General features: G+C 36.6%; 14 protein-coding genes, 1 rRNA gene and 1 other annotated feature. Of the genes, 1 reads left to right on the top strand and 14 read right to left on the bottom strand.

Annotated features, from left to right (window positions below; translation table 11 throughout):
- Nucleotides 1-190: 190 nt before the first annotated feature.
- From DS745_RS10520 to guaB, 13 genes are all read right to left on the bottom strand, one after another.
- Nucleotides 191-1,852 (bottom strand): peptide-binding protein, encoded by a 1,662-nt coding sequence (locus DS745_RS10520; protein WP_129078216.1) that lies wholly within the window; start codon nucleotides 1,850-1,852, stop codon nucleotides 191-193.
- A gap of 601 nt (nucleotides 1,853-2,453) precedes the next feature.
- On the bottom strand, nucleotides 2,454-3,374 hold the full coding sequence (gene opp4C, locus DS745_RS10515; RefSeq protein ID WP_129078215.1) for an oligopeptide ABC transporter permease: 921 nt from the start codon (nucleotides 3,372-3,374) through the stop codon (nucleotides 2,454-2,456).
- Nucleotides 3,375-3,385: 11 nt separating this feature from the next.
- Nucleotides 3,386-4,333 (bottom strand): ABC transporter permease, encoded by a 948-nt coding sequence (locus tag DS745_RS10510; protein WP_129078214.1) that lies wholly within the window; start codon nucleotides 4,331-4,333, stop codon nucleotides 3,386-3,388.
- 229 nt (nucleotides 4,334-4,562) lie between these two features.
- Nucleotides 4,563-6,230, bottom strand: coding sequence for a peptide-binding protein (locus tag DS745_RS10505; protein WP_241657785.1), 1,668 nt, complete (start codon nucleotides 6,228-6,230; stop codon nucleotides 4,563-4,565).
- A 69-nt stretch (nucleotides 6,231-6,299) separates the two neighbouring features.
- On the bottom strand, nucleotides 6,300-7,319 hold the full coding sequence (locus tag DS745_RS10500) for an ABC transporter ATP-binding protein (protein ID WP_129078213.1): 1,020 nt from the start codon (nucleotides 7,317-7,319) through the stop codon (nucleotides 6,300-6,302).
- A 2-nt stretch (nucleotides 7,320-7,321) separates the two neighbouring features.
- Complete coding sequence (locus tag DS745_RS10495) at nucleotides 7,322-8,299, bottom strand: ABC transporter ATP-binding protein (protein ID WP_129078212.1); 978 nt, start codon at nucleotides 8,297-8,299, stop codon at nucleotides 7,322-7,324.
- A 622-nt stretch (nucleotides 8,300-8,921) separates the two neighbouring features.
- Entirely contained in the window at nucleotides 8,922-9,821 is a 900-nt protein-coding gene (locus DS745_RS10490) for an ABC transporter permease subunit (RefSeq protein ID WP_129078211.1), read from the bottom strand.
- The gene (locus DS745_RS10485) at nucleotides 9,818-10,741 is read right to left on the bottom strand and encodes an ABC transporter permease subunit (RefSeq protein ID WP_129078210.1); all 924 of its coding nucleotides are present in this window, start codon (nucleotides 10,739-10,741) and stop codon (nucleotides 9,818-9,820) included. The genes DS745_RS10490 and DS745_RS10485 overlap by 4 nt, the downstream gene beginning before the upstream one ends.
- 90 nt (nucleotides 10,742-10,831) lie before the next feature.
- Nucleotides 10,832-12,106 (bottom strand): serine--tRNA ligase, encoded by a 1,275-nt coding sequence (gene serS, locus DS745_RS10480; RefSeq protein WP_129078209.1) that lies wholly within the window; start codon nucleotides 12,104-12,106, stop codon nucleotides 10,832-10,834.
- 246 nt (nucleotides 12,107-12,352) lie between these two features.
- Nucleotides 12,353-12,591, bottom strand: a binding site (T-box leader).
- Nucleotides 12,592-12,618: 27 nt separating this feature from the next.
- Nucleotides 12,619-13,212 (bottom strand): pyridoxal 5'-phosphate synthase glutaminase subunit PdxT, encoded by a 594-nt coding sequence (gene pdxT, locus DS745_RS10475; RefSeq protein ID WP_129078208.1) that lies wholly within the window; start codon nucleotides 13,210-13,212, stop codon nucleotides 12,619-12,621.
- Nucleotides 13,213-13,268: 56 nt separating this feature from the next.
- Nucleotides 13,269-14,153 (bottom strand): pyridoxal 5'-phosphate synthase lyase subunit PdxS, encoded by an 885-nt coding sequence (gene pdxS / locus DS745_RS10470; protein WP_129078207.1) that lies wholly within the window; start codon nucleotides 14,151-14,153, stop codon nucleotides 13,269-13,271.
- A 209-nt stretch (nucleotides 14,154-14,362) separates the two neighbouring features.
- Nucleotides 14,363-15,715, bottom strand: a complete 1,353-nt coding sequence (locus DS745_RS10465) for a D-alanyl-D-alanine carboxypeptidase family protein (protein WP_129078206.1) — start codon at nucleotides 15,713-15,715, stop codon at nucleotides 14,363-14,365.
- 96 nt (nucleotides 15,716-15,811) lie between these two features.
- Nucleotides 15,812-17,269 carry an IMP dehydrogenase gene (guaB, locus tag DS745_RS10460; protein ID WP_129078205.1) on the bottom strand — a complete coding sequence of 486 codons (1,458 nt, stop codon included), beginning with the start codon at nucleotides 17,267-17,269 and terminating at the stop codon, nucleotides 15,812-15,814.
- Nucleotides 17,270-17,402: 133 nt separating this feature from the next.
- Between guaB and DS745_RS10455 the strand changes: the two genes are divergently transcribed.
- Nucleotides 17,403-18,347, top strand: coding sequence for a YaaC family protein (locus tag DS745_RS10455; RefSeq protein WP_129078243.1), 945 nt, complete (start codon nucleotides 17,403-17,405; stop codon nucleotides 18,345-18,347).
- A 602-nt stretch (nucleotides 18,348-18,949) separates the two neighbouring features.
- Here DS745_RS10455 and rrf read toward each other — a convergent pair.
- Nucleotides 18,950-19,065: ribosomal RNA gene (gene rrf / locus DS745_RS10450) — 5S ribosomal RNA — on the bottom strand.
- Nucleotides 19,066-19,076: the final 11 nt, after the last annotated feature.

Genomic DNA, 19,076 nt, shown 5'->3' with positions numbered 1-19,076 from the left:
GCATTTATTTATATATAATTATCAGAATTATTATTTAATTAAAGCGTTAACTATTACAAGTGTTACCTTTACTATTTAATCTGTAACTTTGTGGCGGCTAAACACAGCATTTGCATGCTATATTCACCCGTCACAAAATTATAGAAAGAACAAGGGGACAAATTGTCCCCTATATCTTCAAAAATACAACCTAACGATCTAACCACCATTCATTTACACGATACATATCTACACGAGGATGATGCGTAAACCCTTTTAAATCGTTAGACATTGCTACGAACTGTTGAGGGTAGAATAAGTAAGTGTATGGTTGTTCTTCCGCTAAGATTTCCCAAACCTCAGCTAGTGCTGCAGCACGTTCAGCTTGGTCTAGAATTGTTGTGTTGATATCTGAAATTTCATCAACGCGGTCATTTCGATACGCACTTCTGTTAAGGCCATTTTCAATTTCTTTTGAATGCCAGATTGCACTTGGATCAGGATCAAGAGCTAAGCCCCAAGCTAATACAACTGCATCAAAGTCAAAGTTAGGAGGATTAATCTTTTCTAGAAAAGCTCCCCACTCCATTTGTTCTGCTTTCACTTCAATTCCGATCTGACTATAGTATTGTTGAGCGATAATTCCGATGTCACGACGAACAACGTTACCACTATTAGAAAGGATTGTGAAAGAGAAACGTTCTCCATCTTTTTGTAATATTCCGTCTGGACCTGGTTCCCAGCCAGCCTCAGCTAACAATTGTTTTGCTCTTTCTGGATCATAATCAAATCTAGGAACATTGTCATTATATGCCCAACTTAAAGGAGACACTGGAGCGTGTGCTACTGTTGCATTCCCTTCCATGATCGTATCAACAATCTCTTGACGATCAATCGCTAATGTTAAAGCTTGACGGACACGAACATCCTGGAATAATGGGCGATCTAAATTCCACCCAATGTAGTCATAACGTAAAGCTAATACGTCAGAAACTGTTACGTGGTCATAAGATTGAACCGTAGCTAATTCCGTTGTTGGAACGATCATATGATCAATATCACCAGTTTCAAGTAATAAAACTAACGCATTCGCATCAGATGCGAAACGGAATGTTACTCTATCAAGATATGGACGACCTTCAAAGTACTCATCAAAAGCTTCTACTACTAAATTTTGCCCTGGAGTCCAGCTAACAAATTTAAACGGACCCGCGCCAATTGGTTGATCAATATTAAATTCACGGTATTCTTCTAAGTCCCCAATAGGGATATCGCCTAAAATATGTTTAGGTAAAATTCCATAACCCATTAATGTCGAAAAGCGTGCATCCGCTTCATTTAATGTGTATTTTACTTGGTAATCATTAATAGCTTCTACCTTATCCAACGCAGTAAAACTTCCAGCACGAGGTCCAGTGTAATCTTCATGTAAGAAGATGTTGTAGGTGAAAGCTACGTCTTCTGCAGTAACCTCTTGACCATCGTGGAATAGAACACCTTCACGCATAGTATATGTCCATTCTAATCCATCCTCAGAAATTTCAGGAAAATCAACAGCAATACTCGGAACAACCTCAAGATTTTCGTTTGTTCTCATTAAACCTGCGAAAACTAAATCTGTCACATCAGCACTTGCTGAATCTTGGTGATAAAGCGAATTAAAAAGTACAGGCTCACCTGAAGTTCCTAAGACTAAGTTGCCTCCTTGTTTCGGCTCACCACTTGGAGTAGCATCCGTTGAACCATCATTAGTCTCAGTTGGAGCAGATGTGTCATCATTTGTTTCAGTAGTTGTTTCTTCACCGCCACAAGCTACTAAAAACATAGATAACAACAAAATCATGCTAAAAAGTGTTACTAGTGATTTTTTCATCTCGTATTTCCCCCTTGAAATAGATTTATTTTTGGTAGAGCTAGCGTATCCACAGCCCTAACTTGGTTAACGACTATTTGATTATGTATAAAGTTTTTTGAAAATAACAATTTTTCTCACTCTCTGAATATTACATTAAATTGAAAAATGTGTCAATAATATTACTGTATCTTCCAGACATATCAAAATCAGTTAAAAATGCTTTTATACCAACGGTTCGGAGTGTATGTACATTCCAAACATACAAATGTCTGAATTTTACTTTTTTATCCATTTGTTTTTTAAATATTCAAAATTATATTAAAAAACTACGTAACCAGAAATAATAGTCTGAAAAGTCAATTAATAGGACAAGCTTTCCATAAAAAAAGGCTGTTTTCACAAAGTTTGTTGCCTTCTTAAAATCTAAAAAACCGAATTTTCACACAAAATACTTAGAATTGCTCACTAATTTAGTAAGTATTGCTCTTTTCTTACTTAATTTGTTGGCTTATATATTCATCTAAATTATTTTTCCGAATACTTCAGAGTAAAAAAGCAAAACTGTTTACAAAAAAAGCCCAAAAAAAAGATTAGCCCGGAGGCTAACCTTTGATTTTACTTATTTTTCAACTACTCTTGGATCTAGTGCATCCCGCAGTCCATCACCAACAAAGTTGAAGGACAAAACAGTGAGTAAGATCATCACACCTGGGAATGTTGGATACCACCATGCAGTTCTAAAAATGGTAACACTCTGAGAATACGTAAGCATGTTCCCCCAAGTTGAAGTAGGAGGCTGAACTCCTAGACCTAAGAAACTTAGAGCAGACTCTGCTAGAATAAAGCTACCAACTGCAAGTGTAGCTGCTACAATAACAGGACCAAAGGCACTCGGTAAGATCTGTCCAAAGATAATTCTCGTGTTCGACATGCCAATTGTTCTAGCTGCCAGTACAAATTCACGTTTCTTTAAAGTTAAGAACTCTCCACGTACCAAACGGGCGGTCCCTGTCCAACTAAGTAATGCAAAGACAATAATTAGCTTATCGATACTCGGTTCAAGAACTGCGACTAGCGTAATTAGTAAGAAAATATTCGGGAAAGAGATGATTACATCGACTAAACGCATTAGAAATGCATCTACTAAACCTCCGAAGTAACCAGCAACCGCACCAACTGTTGTTCCAATTGTTACTGCACCAACCATTGATACGAAACCTACGAACAATGAAACTCTTCCACCAAATAATAGACGGCTAAAAATATCTCTACCTAAGTGGTCGGTTCCTAATAAGAACTCTGCACTTGGCTGTGCCAAGCGATTTCTTAAATTTTGAAAGTCAGGATCATGTGGAGCAATCCATGGTGCTAAAAGTGCACTACCAACAATAAAAACTAGTAAAACTAATCCGAAAACGGCTAATTTATTTTGAAGGAATTTCGCAACGATGATTGATAATAAGGAACGCCTTTCACCAAACGTTTGTTCAATTGCTTTCTGTTTCACTTTTTTAGGTAAATTCGTTTCTGGTTTTCCCATATGCCCACCTCCTAGTACTCGATCCTTGGATCCATAACTGCGTAAAGGATATCAGCAATTAAGTTACCAATAACTGTTAGCACGGCTCCAAACATTGTGATAGCCATAATTACTGGATAATCCCTTTCGAAGGTAGCGTCGATAAAGAGCTTACCAATACCAGGCCAACTAAATAATGATTCAACGATTACTGATCCTCCAATAAAGCCAGGTAGCATTAAACCAAAGATAGTAATGATAGGTATAAGTCCATTACGTAAACCATGTTTATAGATTACTGTACGCTCACGGAAGCCTTTCGCTCGTGCTGTACGAATGTAATCTTGATTAATAACTTCTAACATACTTGTACGTGTGTATCGTGTTAAACCAGCCATATCTGCAGTAGCTAATACAATTGCAGGTAAAATTAAGTGGTGAAGTCGATCTAGTAAACTAAAATCAGCACCAAGTGTTGAAACCCCACCTACAGGCGTCCAACCTAACTGAACAGAGAACAACATAATAAGCATCAGACCTAACCAGAAGTTAGGAGTTGCTAGTCCTAAGAATGCGGTAATCGTTACACTGTAATCAAGTTTTGAGTATTGTTTGGTAGCTGAAAGTACACCAAAAGGTATAGAAATAATGATTGCTAGAATAGTAGAAAAGACCATGAGAATTAACGTATTTGGTAACCGATCTAGGATCATATCCTTTACTGGTTGTTTTTTCGTAAATGAAGTACCTAAATCTCCAGTTAGTACATTACCCATCCAATTAATATACTGAATATGAGGCGGGTCATTTAATCCTAATTTTTCCATTTGTTTTTCACGGTCTTCAACGGAAATTTCTGGGTCTAAGTTCATAACAGCTGGTTTCCCTGGCGCCGCATACATGATCGCAAAGGAGATTACCGAAATTCCAAAAAGAATAGGAATCATCATTACTAAGCGACGGATGAGATAAGTCGTCATATAATTACCTCCTTACTGAAAATTAATAATAGTTGGCTAGCTGCCAATTTTTTCGTCAAATTTCTACTTAACAAATTGCGACGAGTAATCGCAGGAGGCTAAGTACTTCAATTGCTCCTGCAATTAATCGTCGCACGAACAAAATGACATTTTGTTTTTGAGAATACTTTTTACCATATTTTCACATGAAACAAGGGGGACAATTGTCCCCCTTGTCCTTGCAAGCTTATTAGTTGTTATCGATCCACCACTCGTTTACACGGTACATGTTAGCACGTGGGTGATGAGTAAAGCCTTGAACTTTTTTGTTTAATGCTACGAATTGTTGTGGGTAGTACATGTAAGTGTATGGTTGCTCTTCAGCTAAGATTTGCCATACTTCAGCAAGAGCTTTTGCACGCTCTGCTTGATCTAAAATTTGAGTGTTAGTCTCAGCGATTTCGTCAACGCGAGCGTTACGGTAGCTGATATTATTTAAACCATTTTCGATTTCTTTTGAGCTCCAGATTGCACTTGGATCTGGATCAAGACCTAAGCCCCAAGCTAATACTACAGCGTCGAAATCATAGTTAGGAGGGTTGATTTTGTCTAAGAATGCGCCCCACTCCATTTGCTCTGCTTTAACTTCAATACCGATTTGACCTAGGTATTGTTGTACGATAATTCCGATGTCACGACGAACTACGTTTCCATCGTTAGAAAGAATTGTGAATGAGAATTTCTTCCCGTCTTTTTGAAGAACTCCATCTGCACCTGGCTCCCAACCAGCTTCAGCTAATAAAGATTTTGCTTTTTCTGGGTCAAAGTCAAATTTAGGAACATTGTCATTGTAAGCCCAGCTAAGTGGTGATACTGGAGCGTGAGCAACTGTTGCATTTCCTTCCATGATTGTGTCAACGATTTCTTGACGGTCAATTGCATGTGTTAATGCTTGTCGAACTTTTACATCTTCGAATAATGGATTTTGTAAGTTCCATCCAATATAGTCATAACGTAAAGCTAATGTGTTAGAAATTCTAGCATGGTTAAATGTTTCGATAGTAGCTAACTCAGCTGGAGGAGCAATCATCCAGTCGATGTCGCCAGTTTGCATTAATAATACTAGAGCATTTGAGTCAGAAGCGAAACGGAATGTTACGCGATCAAGGTAAGGACGACCTTCGAAGTAGTCATCAAAAGCTTCTACTACTAAGTTTTGTCCTGGAGTCCAGCTTACAAACTTAAATGGACCAGCACCGATTGGGTTCTTTTGGTTAAACTCTTGGTATTCACCTAAGTCACCAACTGGAACATCAGCTAGGATGTGCTTTGGTAAGATACCATAACCAGCTAATGTTGGGAAGCGAGCATCAGCTTGAGATAATGTAAACTTAACTTTATACTTTTCAATTGCTTCGATAGTTTCTACGTTAGAGAAACTTCCTGCACGCGGACCAGTGTAGTCTGGGTTTTTAAAGATGTTATAAGTAAATTCAACATCTTCAGCAGTTAATTCTGTGCCATCATGGAATTTAACACCTTGATGTAAAGTGTAAATCCATTCTAAACCATCTTCAGATACCTCTGGGTAATCTACAGCGATATGAGGAATGATTTCTAAATTTTCGTTAGAACGAACTAGACCAGCAAATAATAAGTCAATTACGTCAGATGATGCAGAGTCAGCAGAGTAGTTACCGTTAAAAGTAACAGGCTCTCCAGAAGAACCTAATACAACACTTCCACCTTGTACAGGGCCTTCATCTTTTGGTTCTTCTTTTGGATCCTCTTTCTTTGGTTCTTCAGCTTTCGGTGTTTCAGCAGGTGCTGGAGTAGAAGATTCTTTGCCTCCGCATGCTACTAAGAAAACAGATAGCATGAATACTAAACTTAACAGAATTAACAGTTTCTTTTTCAATTTCTTTTCCCCCTTCGGAATATTTTGAATATTTAATGTAGAGTTGGTCTCTTCCCTTGCCAGTTATAATTACTCGTATAAGTGGCAAGCGACAAAATGACCAGGCTCTAACTCTTTCAACATAGGTACGGCTTGCTTGCAATGGTCCATCGCTTGCGGACAACGTGTATGGAATACACAGCCTGCTGGCGGATTTGCCGGGCTAGGAACATCACCTTTTAAAATAATTCTTTCACGCTTCACTTCACTTGGATGCGATTTTGGTATCGCAGATAGTAACGCTTGTGTATAAGGATGAAGTGGATTTCGATATAATGTATGTTTATCAGTTACTTCCATCATTCGACCGAGATACATAACACCGATGCGATCGGATATATGCTTAACAACAGCTAAATCATGGGCAATAAATAAGTATGTCAAACCAAATTCTTTTTGGAGATCATCCATAATATTTAGAACTTGTGACTGAATAGATACATCTAAGGCTGAAACTGGTTCATCACCAATTATTAACTTCGGATTTAACGTTAACGCTCGGGCTATTCCAATCCGTTGACGCTGACCACCTGAAAATTCATGAGGATACCGATCTCTTAATGTTGGATTTAAACCAACTTTCTCTAAGAGATGTTCCACCCTATCTTTTCTTTCTTTTTTTGAATAAAGGTTGTGGACACGGAAAGGTTCTTCCAAAATGGTTCCCACAGTCTTCCTTGGATTTAAAGAAGAATAAGGATCTTGGAATACCATTTGAATATCTTTACGATAAGGCCTTAGTCCCTTTTCTGGTATGTTGGCAATATTTTCACCTTGGAAAAGAATTTCTCCAGCGGTTGGCTCATAAAGACGGATAATCGATCTACCCGTGGTTGATTTCCCACAGCCTGACTCTCCTACTAAACCAAATGTTTCTCCTTTTTTTATAAAGAAACTAACATCATCAACGGCCTTTACATGACCAACTGTCTTTTGTAAGATACCGGATTTAATAGGGAAGTACTTCTTCAAACCTTTAACTTCTAGTAATATATCAGAGACTTTAGCTTGTGTTTCAACTCGACTAGTTTCAACAGTGACTGTAGACATCTTTAGTTAACTCCTTCCTCATGCAAGAAACAACGTGACTTGCGGCCTGGATAAACTTCGACTAAGTCTGGTTGCTTTTCTAAACACTTTTCCATGACATGGGTGCAACGTGTAGAAAAACGACAGCCTTTTGGGAAGTTATCTGGAGAAGGAACATTTCCACCAATAGATGTCAATCTTTCTTGATCCTCATCTATCTTAGGTACAGAATTAAGCAAACCTTGTGTATAAGGATGTAGCGGTCTATCAAAAAGTTCAACAATCTCAGACTCTTCAACTACTTGACCTGCATACATGACTAACACTCTATCTGCTAACTCAGCAACTACTCCTAAGTCATGAGTAATTAAGATAATTGATGAACTAAATTTCTTTGATAATTCCTTCATCAACTCTAAGATTTGGGCTTGAACGGTTACGTCTAAAGCTGTTGTTGGCTCATCAGCAATTAGTAGCTTCGGATCACAACTCATGGCCATGGCAATCATTACTCTTTGTCTCATCCCTCCGGATAGTCGGTGAGGATAGTCATCGAGGATTTCCTCAGCTCTGGCAAAGCCGACAATTTTCAGCAACTCTACTGCTCTTTCTCGCGCCTCTTTTTTTGTAATCTTCTTATGGTAAATTAATACTTCTGTGATTTGTTCACCAATCGTTAAAACTGGATTAAGTGATGACATTGGTTCTTGGAAAATCATTGCTATGTCATTTCCACGAACTTTGTACATCTCATTTTCACTTAACTTTACTAAATCGGTTCCATCGAAAACAATTTCACCTTCAACAATTTTTCCACCTGGTTTAGGAACAAGACCCATGATTGAAAGAGATGTGATGCTCTTCCCTGATCCAGACTCACCAACGATGGCTAACGTTTCCCCTTTTTTCACTTTAAAATCTAATCCATCTACTACTGGAAAAACTTTATCTTTTGAAAAAAAGTGAGTTTTCAAATTTTTAACTTCTAATAAGGTAGACATCTAGTTGCTACTCACCACCTTTACTATTATCCTATAAAACTATTAACCTTTTTAAATATAAATAATTTTCACAAAAAAGTCAATTTTCTAAAAACAATTTTTTAGAAATAATAATTTATTATATTCTGAATATTACACTACCTTTAATCATGTGTCAACAAAATTACAATAAATTCAGAATTTTTATTTTAAGCTTCATTAATCATAGAATTATTCTAACAATTTACTTTTAAACTTCATTTAGCACGGAAGATTTACTTACTTACATTTTTATAGAATAAACAAATGTTTATATTAGAAAAACAATACCTCTTGCAAATACTTGTATAAATATTACATTGAGTTAAATGTTTAGGTATTACTTAAAGATACAATTGTAACAATGCGCTAACTTTTTATACCTACCCATGTAATAATACGGTTACATTTAAAGTTTATGTAACACCACTGTAATAATTCCATATATTACATAACTACATTTAAGGCACCCTACTTAAAAGTATAAATATTCATAATCGTGAATTGTGTACAGTCCAACTGCTACTATATATAAAAAAGTAACTTGTGCATGTTGAATAAATACACAAGTTACTTTCTGAATTTTTCTTATATTCAATTAAATCTAAACTCCTTGTTTTCTTGTAAAATGAGCTCGTAATCCTTCACCAATGAAATAAAAGCAAAGAATTGCAAATGTTATCGCAAGTGCTGGGAATAATGTAATCCAAGGCGCTTTTCTAATTGTAGTTCGCGTTTCACCGAGGATTGATGCCCAGTTGTAACTTATATTCTGTAACTCCCCCGATGCTGCACTTAATTGTATCCAGCTTTGTTCTATAAAGATACTAAATAAACCTAGTTGACCAATAAGTAGCAAGACTCTACCTAGATCCATAAAAAAGTTGGTACAGATAGAAGGTAATAATGCAGGAAGATAATAGTTCATATAAAGGTGGCGTGGTTTATTACCAACTGTAATTCCCGCTTGAACGTATAGTTCGTTAGATACGAGAAAACCTTCTTGTTGAATTATATAACCTACTCTTCCTACTTCTATTAATGCAAGGATTACAATGACGATAATCGCACGGTGTTGTGTAAACATAAAGAAAGGCAAGTTCATAAGGATGATTGCTGAAAAAATTGTTGGTATGGCGGAAAAAACATTATTCCAGCTATTTAAAATCCAAAAAAAAGGGCCTTTTTGTTTTATTGAAGCAAAAGCTAATGGGATTGCGATACAATACCGAATAACAGTAATAAAAAAAACTAAGAATATAGTTTCTGTTGTTCCTAGGACAATTATTGAAAATAGATCTCTTCCTAACATATCTGTTCCAAATGGTTCAAACGGTTGTGTAAGAGATGGTGGAAATGGAGCACGAGAAAATCCATTCTCCATTCGTAACGTTTCCTCTTTAATTTCTTTATCTACAAATGGCATATGGGGACCGGCTACCATTACTACAATTAAAAATAAGAGCATTATAATTCCAACGATGAATGATTTTTGTTTTATCATATCGATTCTTTTCTCCTTGGATCAAGATAACTACTAGCCAGTTCACTAATGATTCTACTTAAAAGTACAATAACTAAGAAACAGAAGGAAATGCCAATAATAAGTTCTCCTTCAAAGTTATGGCGCTGACCAACAACAATAACAGTAGAGTGAGACAAGGCTTCAAATAGTCGATATGCTGCCCCCTTATAGCCTAATAAGTATTCAACCATTAATAAGTTCGATATGATTAAAAGCATGACTGAAGAGCAGTGAGACAAAATCGTGCCGTAGCAATTCCGTAACATGTGCCTATACAAAACCATTCTGTTTGTTAACCCTTTTGCCTTAGCAACTTGTATATATTGCATTCCATCCTCATTACTTATTAATGTTGAGGTAATTCTAGCAATATATAATGTTGGATAAATTGAAACGATAATAGAAGGTATTATAAAGCTGTACCATTCACCTTGGCTAAAAATAGGGATAAAAGGGAAGAACGTTATAACCACTAATATTGTAAGGATAATTAAAAAGAAGTCGGGAATAGCTTGAATCATAAATGTCGTACCATTACCAAGAAAGCTTGTTCTTCTGTTTGTTTGTTTATAATCAAAGATACCTTTATAAATTCCAATAAAAATGCTAATAACGAAGGCTGCAAAAATTACTTTTAAACTTTGTGGTAAGAAGAACCCCAATGTCTGTTCTACCGTCATCCACCCTTGCACAACTCCTAAACTCTTATTTTCAAATGCATAGGTAAAAAATTGCTTTAAATTTTCATAGTAATTAATCCATGAGAAAGAATAATCAAATTGCATGACTCCTTCAACTAGTGTTACATCCAACTGTCTAGGAAAAAAAACAATTAAAACAATAAGCATCATGACTACCATGTACATAAAAAAAGACTTGAGTATTTTTCTCGCTAGCATCTTACCACCCTTTTTTTGGAATTTTTGTATGAATAAACAATATCACACAAAAGAAAACCGTGCTATAAAAAAGTCACGGTTTTGTAATATTTATTTAATAATTGTAATACCACCCATATATGGAACTAACGCTTCCGGTACGATAACACTACCATCTTCTTGTTGGTAGTTCTCTAAGATTGCTGCTACAGTTCTACCAACAGCAAGACCAGATCCATTTAATGTATGAACATATTCTGTCTTACCTTTAGCTTCTCTTCTGAAGCGAATATTGGCACGTCTTGCTTGAAAATCCTCAAAATTACTACAAGAAGAAATTTCACGGTACGTTTCATAACTTGGAATCCAAACCTCAATGTCATATTTTTTAGCTGCTGTAAACCCTAAATCACCTGTACACATGCTTAACACACGGTATGGAAGTTTTAATAACTGAAGCACTTTTTCTGCATGACCAGTTAACAATTCAAGTTGCTCATAAGAATCCTCTGGACGTACAAAACGAACTAGTTCAACTTTATTGAACTGGTGTTGACGGATTAACCCTCTTGTATCTCTACCAGCAGAACCCGCCTCAGAACGAAAATTTGCACTATAGGCTGTATAGGCTATTGGAAGTTGATCACCATCAAGAATTTCGTCTCGGTGTAAATTTGTTACTGGAACTTCAGCTGTAGGAACTAAAAAGTAATCTTCTTCTCTTATTTTAAACGCATCTTCTTCAAACTTAGGAAGCTGACCCGTACCCGTCATACTCGCACGATTAACTAGGTAAGGTGGTAGTACTTCTTCATAACCATGTTGATCTTGGTGAAGATCCATCATAAAGTTTATTAAGGCACGCTCTAACCTTGCTCCTTTTCCTTTATAAAAGACAAAGCGGCTTCCAGTTACTTTTGAAGCTCTCTCAAAGTCTAAAATGTTTAAGTTTGTTCCTAAGTCCCAATGTGGCTTTGCTTCGAAAGAAAACTTTGGAATATCACCCCAAGTTCTTACTTCAACGTTCTCTTCCTCTGTAAGACCTACTGGTACACTTTCGTGAGGGATGTTTGGAATTGTTAATAATATAGCATCTAATTGCGTTTCTACTGTACGTAACTCATCATCTAGTTCCTTGACTCTATCTGATACTTCCTTCATTTCTTTAATTAAGTGATCAGCATCTTGTTTTTCTCGTTTTAACTGGGCTACCTCTTGAGATACAGTGTTGCGCCTGCTTTTTAATTGCTCGCCTTCTACGATTAGGTCCCTTCTTCGTTGGTCAAGATCACCAAAGCGGTCTAAATCAGCAATTTTCTCGCCACGATTTTCTAGCTTTTCTTTTACTTCACCAAAATTAGCTCTTAATAATTTTACATCTAACATATTTTTATCCTCCTCAATTTTAATAAAATATAAAGGCTCTTTTCGTAAACATTTTTGCTTTTTACCCTAAAATAATCGGAAAATACCATAGATGAAGATATCAGCCAATAAATTTTGTAAGAAAAGAGCAATACTTACTAAATTAGTTGTAAATTCTAAGGATTTTGTGTAAAAATCCGGCTTTTGGGATTTTTACGAAAGCAACAAACTTTGCCAAAAAAGCCAATTAAAAAACTCCCGTCCCAAAAAAGGGACGAGAGTTAACCCGCGTTGCCACCCTAGTTGTAAGATAAAGCCGTTCGGCTTTATCTTACCTCTTAGCATCTTAATAACGGAAGATGAGCCGGAACTACCTAATGAAAGAAATTTCCTTTGTTCAGTAATCTACTCAGGGATGGATTCACATAGGCACTTTATCGATTTGCACCAACCATCGACTCTCTAAAAAAGTACATTATGTTACTATTTCCCTTCATTGTATGTGGAATATATAATCTTATATTTACCTTATCCTATACATTTAAACATTTCGTTTTTGTCTCAGTGACAATTTCAACAAAATATTGATGAAAGCGCACATCATTAGTCAACTCTGGATGAAACGAGCAAGCTATGAATTGACCTTGTCTTACTGCTACAATCTCTCCATTGTATTTTGATAGGATTTCAACATCTTCTCCAACAGACTTAATTAGAGGAGCACGAATGAATACTGCATTAATATCTTCAGCAATTCCTTTGACCATTAATTCAGCTTCAAAGCTCTCACGTTGCCTTCCAAAAGCATTACGCTCTACTTCCATATCAATGACTTCTAAATGACCTTCTTGTTGTCCTACAAGTTTTTTTGCCATTAAGATTAATCCTGCGCATGTACCGAACATAGGTTTGCCAGCCTTCGCAAAATCTTTCAAAGGCTCAAAAAAACCATATTTATCGATAAGCCTCCGCATAGCTGTACTTTCGCCACCAGGCAAAACGAGGCCATCTAAATCGTTAAGTTGTTCTAGTTTTTTAACCACAATAACTTCTACACCAGGTGACTGTAAAGAGTTAACATGTTCACGCACAGCACCTTGCAGGGCAAGTACTCCTATTTTAACCATTATGATGCTCCTTTACATGAAAGCCTTAACCACCAGTTTATGGCCGAATTAATATGTTACCATCCACGTTCTTGCATACGCTCTGAAGGGTTTAAACTTGAAATTTCAATTCCCTTCATTGGTGATCCAAGTCCTTTAGATAGGTTTGCAATTAGTTCGTAATCTTCGAAGTGCGTTGTAGCTTCAACGATTGCACGAGCGAATTTTTGTGGGTTGTCTGATTTAAAGATACCAGAACCAACGAATACACCATCAGCACCTAACTGCATCATTAGTGCTGCATCAGCTGGTGTTGCAACTCCACCTGCAGCAAAGTTAACTACTGGGAATTTACCAGTTTCTTTAATTTGAAGTAAAACTTCAAATGGGGCACCTGTATTTTTCGCTTCAGTCATTAACTCATCTGTAGACATTGTAAGAATTTTACGGATTTGTGCTTGAATCATACGCATATGTCTTACTGCTTCAACGATATTTCCAGTACCTGGTTCACCTTTTGTACGGATCATTGAAGCCCCTTCACCGATACGACGTGCTGCTTCACCAATATCACGTGCACCACATACGAATGGAACAGTAAAATCACGCTTATACAAATGATATACTTCATCAGCAGGAGTTAAAACTTCACTCTCATCAATGTAGTCAACACCCATTGCTTCTAAAATCCTAGCTTCTACAATGTGTCCAATACGACATTTAGCCATTACTGGAATTGATACAGCATTCATTACATCTTCGACAATCGTAGGGTCAGCCATACGAGAAACTCCACCAGCTGCGCGAATATCTGAAGGAACTCTCTCAAGAGCCATGACAGCAACTGCACCCGCTTCTTCGGCAATCTTTGCTTGTTCAGCGTTAATAACATCCATTATTACGCCACCTTTTTGCATTTCAGCCATTCCACGCTTTACGCGATCTGTACCTGTTTGAACCATATGTAATTCCTCCTATCAAATATGTATCGTAAGTATATCTATTGCTTTACTATGTATATTGTACTTTATTTTTCAAAACTATCAAGTAAATGCAATGGCTATCCTAACCAATTTCATTTATTTTAACACTTACAAACAAAAAATGTAAAATAAACAGTGTAGAATGAGTGATATAGCCAGTTTACACCCATTCTACATTTTTTTATTAATTAAGAAAAAATTCCTTTAACGCCATTGGCTACACTTGACCAAATCCCAGAGAAAAATCCTCCAATAGCTCTCATTGTTAGTGAGAACCAGCCCGCTTTTTCGACTGTTTCATTCAATACTACTTCTACCATCTCAGTAAACTGAGCTTCAGAAACAATGAATTCATGATTAATATCACCGTTATAGTTAACGACCATTGTTCCGACAACCTGCCCCTTTTCAATTGGTGCAATTAGTTTACCCTCTTCATCAAATAAACTCTCATCTAAAAGTAACTCTAAAGAATAAAGGTCTTCTTCACCATTACGCATCATAACTGATAAAGGCTCAGCTGTAGAAATTGCCACTTCTCGTTCTTTTCCCTTAGAAACCGGTAATGTTTCAAACCCTTCTAACTGAAAACCTGATGGAATTAATTGCTGTTTGGAAAAATTATTAAAGCCATAGTCCATTAATCTTTTCGTTTCATCGAAACGTTGTTGTGGAGATTCCGTCTTCATCACAACTGTAATTACACGCTGACCATCTTTAATAGCAGTTCCAGTAAAACAATATCCAGCTGCATTTGTGAAGCCTGTTTTTAATCCGTCCGTATATTGAAAGCCATAAACTAATTCTGGTAGCATCCAATTCCAATTGTCCATACGGATTTGGTCAGATGTTCCTTCTTTAAAAACTTTCCTTGGAATACTTGCAGTGTCTAATACTTCTGGATAATTCTTAATTAACTGATATGCTAGTGTTGCAGTAGCCCTTGCAGTCATTGTATTTTCGTCAATTTCTGAAGTGCCACCGTAACGCATAGACTCTGGTACGTATTTATTAGGTAACCCTGTTGAATTAATAAAACGGAAATCCTGACCTTCAAGACCCATACCAAGCTCCGCTGCTTTATCGTTCATCAATTTAACAAATTGTCCGTATGAACCAGAAATTAGTTCTGCAAGCGCCATTGTTGCACCGTTTGCTGAGTAAATAGCTACAGATTCATATAGCTCTTTTACTGTATACTGTTCATCAATTCTAAGATGTACATTTGATAGACTTGTATTATGAGATACTGCTGCTACTTCTGTACTGATTGGGACAGTTTGGTCCCATCTAATTTTACCTGTATTGATCGCTTCTAATACAAGATACTCACTCATCATCTTGGACATACTGGCAATCGGTAAGAGTACATCAATATTTTTTTGATATAAAATCTTTCCTGTCTCTGCGTCTAATAAAATACTATTATAGGCATTCGTATCAAAGTTTGCTTTTGTCTGTGCAGGAAAGCTAAATGTTGACATTAACAATAAAATACTTAAAAAACTAACAACAAAATATTTTCTTATTTTTTTATTCATTGTAATCTCCTCTCCAAACCTCATAAACGTAATTTTAACATAACTGGCTAAAAAAAAATAGACAGGTACGATCCCTGTCTATTGGAAATATTCTTCTTAAAGTGAGTAATTTGGTGCTTCTTTTGTGATTTGAACATCATGCGGGTGACTTTCTTTAAGACCTGCATTTGTAATTCTAATGAATTGACCATTTTCACGAAGATCTTGTAACGTTTTTGTACCACAGTACCCCATACCTGCACGAATACCACCAACTAGCTGATGAATTGTGTCGTTAAGGGGCCCTTTATAAGGGACTCGGCCTTCGATTCCTTCTGGAACTAGCTTTTGGTTATTTTCTTGGAAATAACGATCTTTACTTCCTTTTTCCATGGCTCCTAATGAACCCATACCACGGTATACCTTAAATTGTCTTCCTTGGTAGATTTCACGGTCACCAGGACTCTCAGATACACCGGCAAGTAGACTTCCAAGCATAACTGCATGGCCGCCTGCTGCAAGAGCTTTTACAACATCACCTGAATATTTAATTCCACCATCAGCAATTACTGGAATATCATGTTTTTTAGCTTCATTTGCACAATCATAAACAGCAGTAATTTGTGGAACACCGATACCAGCAATAATACGAGTTGTACAAATAGAACCAGGACCAATACCAACTTTGATAATGTTTGCACCTGCTTCAATCAAGTCTTTTGTAGCTTGTGCAGTTGCTACGTTACCAGCAATAATATTTAATTCAGGGTATGCATCCCTTACTTCCCTTACTTTGTCTAGAACGCCTTTAGAGTGGCCATGAGCTGTATCTAATACGATTACATCCACGCCAGCTTCTACTAACGCTTGTACACGTTCCATTGTATCAACTGTTACACCAACTGCAGCTCCAACGATTAAACGTCCTTGTTGATCTTTTGCCGAATTAGGAAATTGAATTACTTTTTCAATATCCTTAATAGTTATTAGCCCTTTTAGGACCCCATTGTCATCTACAAGTGGCAGTTTTTCAATTTTATGTTTTTGAAGAATTTTTTCCGCATCTCTTAAGGTAGTTCCTACAGGTGCGGTTACTAATTCTTCTTTCGTCATAACTGAGTCAATTGTAATTGAATAATCATCAATAAAGCGAAGGTCACGGTTTGTTAGAATTCCTACTAATTTCATGTCTTCATCAACGATAGGAACTCCAGAAATGCGGTATTTTGCCATTAACTGCTCTGCATCAGAAACTTTGGCATCTGGGGTTAAATAGAATGGGTTGGTAATTACTCCACTTTCAGATCTCTTTACACGGTCTACCTCTTCAGCTTGCGCATCAATAGACATATTTTTATGAATAATCCCTAGACCACCTTCTCTAGCGATAGCTATAGCCATTTTTGCTTCGGTTACAGTATCCATTCCGGCACTAATAATTGGAATATTTAACTTTAGAGTTTTTGATAGAGTTGTATGAACTGATACATCCTTAGGTAGTACTTCTGATCTAGCTGGAATTAATAATACATCGTCAAATGTCAAACCTTCTTTTACAAATTTGTTATCCCACATCCAAACCTCATCCTCTCACGATATACTCTTAAAAATATTATTAGTAGCTTATCAATTGGACAAACTACTGTCAAGAACAGAAAATATATCCGATTATTCAAACATTTTATTACTAAAAGAGGTTACTAAAATTATGTACACACATGACCCTTGGAAATACTTTCGAACATTTTACTCAGCAGATCATACTCAAAGATTTTTAAGTAAGAAATATAGTGATCTTTCCGATGGAGAAAAACTTTCATTCCAAAATAGCTATACGCTTATCTATTACTTAGAACATGCAAAAAAATATTACGACCAATCTATTTCAGCACCATACGAGTTACAACCTGTTCTGCTTTTCTATGGAATGGTACAGCTTATGAAAGCTGCAATTCTAACAGTCGATCCAAATTATCCCGAAACTACACAAGTTTTAGCCCATGGGGCTTCTACAAGAAAACGTAAAAAAGTACAATACGAGTTTTTATCTGATGAAGTTAAAATACAAAAGAATGGACTTATTACGCATTTTTCAGGAAAAATATTTGGGTTAAGTGGGTTAGAAGGTGAAAAATTCAAAATGGGCAATTTGTTAAAGCGAATTCCAGAGCTTCACCCATCCTTTCTTCACCTATATGATGAGAAGGTTGCTTATCCATTAAATATTAGTAGTGGACAGGAGTATTCGCTAACTAATACCATCTTAGACGACTTAAATATCTCGTCAGAGGCATTTACTAACTATCTAGAGGAGCACACCAAGCTAAAGGTTCTAAATAGCCGTGAAGAAGAAAGCAAGCTATTTTTAGAGCTAAATAGACAATTAAAACCATTAACATGTTCACCGCTACAGTTTGATTTAACCAAAAAGCAATACTATTTACCACGAAAACGTGATGGTTTTTTCTTTTTGCCAGAACTACTTGTCCATTACTTAATTTTATATAACCTAAGTATGATTTGCAGATATGAAACTGACTGGTGGGGAGAGTTGTTTCATAACTACCCTTCAAATGATTTGCCTTTTATTACAGAGTTTCTTGAGGTCACCAAACAAAAGGTTCCATACTATGTGTCGTTGATCATTAGGTGAGATTGTGGAATGTTGAATCCGTTGTACTGATTTGAAATGGAACGTTTCTTTAGGAAGATAATAGGCATGTGAGAGTGGATAGAGATACGCTGCGGTGAGTATTTACTATTGTGTGGACTAGCAGAATGGGGCCACCGTTCCCAGTACGAGCAAGCCCTTCAGTTCTATCGGACACCAGTTCCGTTATTTCGTGAAAAAAGCATGAATTTTGAGTTTCGCGGACGATCTCTTATTTTGCCTCAAACCGTCATTTTTGAGGCAATTTTAAGTAACTAACGGAACTGATGGCCGCGAAATTTCAAAAATAGCGTTTTTGGAGGAAATAATGGAACATATGTCCTATAAAATTTAATACTCCTCAATTGCACACAAAAAACACATCCACATGGGATGTGTTTTTTTAGTTACCTAGCAACGAAGCTACTGACCTCATTCACATCGTGAGTTACTTTCATTGAATAACCTTCATGCAGCTTTGCGACGAGGAAACACACTTCGGAGCATAGCTCGTAGACGCAGGAGCACAGACACGAAGTAAGTTGTTTTAAATTAATATATTTAAAACACAAAAAACACATCCACTGGGGATGTGTTTTGTTGTCACCTAGCAACGTCCTACTCTCACAGGGGGAAACCCCCAACTACCATCGGCGCTGAAGAGCTTAACGATCGTGTTCGGCATGGGAACGAGTGTGACCTCTTCGCTATCGCCACTAGATTTTATTCAAT

This window comes from Anaerobacillus alkaliphilus (genome assembly GCF_004116265.1).
Lineage (GTDB): Bacteria > Bacillota > Bacilli > Bacillales > Anaerobacillaceae > Anaerobacillus > Anaerobacillus alkaliphilus.
This window is presented reverse-complemented; position numbering and strand designations above follow the sequence as displayed.

Bases quoted from the DNA above. Each gene is read 5' to 3' on its own strand.
- guaB (WP_129078205.1), bottom strand. From the start codon at position 17,269: ATGTGGGATAACAAATTTGTAAAAGAAGGTTTGACATTTGACGATGTA.
- DS745_RS10495 (WP_129078212.1), bottom strand. From the start codon at position 8,299: ATGTCTACCTTATTAGAAGTTAAAAATTTGAAAACTCACTTTTTTTCA.
- DS745_RS10485 (WP_129078210.1), bottom strand. From the start codon at position 10,741: ATGCTAGCGAGAAAAATACTCAAGTCTTTTTTTATGTACATGGTAGTC.
- DS745_RS10520 (WP_129078216.1), bottom strand. From the start codon at position 1,852: ATGAAAAAATCACTAGTAACACTTTTTAGCATGATTTTGTTGTTATCT.
- serS (WP_129078209.1), bottom strand. From the start codon at position 12,106: ATGTTAGATGTAAAATTATTAAGAGCTAATTTTGGTGAAGTAAAAGAA.
- pdxS (WP_129078207.1), bottom strand. From the start codon at position 14,153: ATGGTTCAAACAGGTACAGATCGCGTAAAGCGTGGAATGGCTGAAATG.
- DS745_RS10455 (WP_129078243.1), top strand. From the start codon at position 17,403: ATGTACACACATGACCCTTGGAAATACTTTCGAACATTTTACTCAGCA.
- DS745_RS10490 (WP_129078211.1), bottom strand. From the start codon at position 9,821: ATGATAAAACAAAAATCATTCATCGTTGGAATTATAATGCTCTTATTT.
- opp4C (WP_129078215.1), bottom strand. From the start codon at position 3,374: ATGGGAAAACCAGAAACGAATTTACCTAAAAAAGTGAAACAGAAAGCA.
- DS745_RS10465 (WP_129078206.1), bottom strand. From the start codon at position 15,715: ATGAATAAAAAAATAAGAAAATATTTTGTTGTTAGTTTTTTAAGTATT.
- pdxT (WP_129078208.1), bottom strand. From the start codon at position 13,212: ATGGTTAAAATAGGAGTACTTGCCCTGCAAGGTGCTGTGCGTGAACAT.
- DS745_RS10510 (WP_129078214.1), bottom strand. From the start codon at position 4,333: ATGACGACTTATCTCATCCGTCGCTTAGTAATGATGATTCCTATTCTT.
- DS745_RS10500 (WP_129078213.1), bottom strand. From the start codon at position 7,319: ATGTCTACAGTCACTGTTGAAACTAGTCGAGTTGAAACACAAGCTAAA.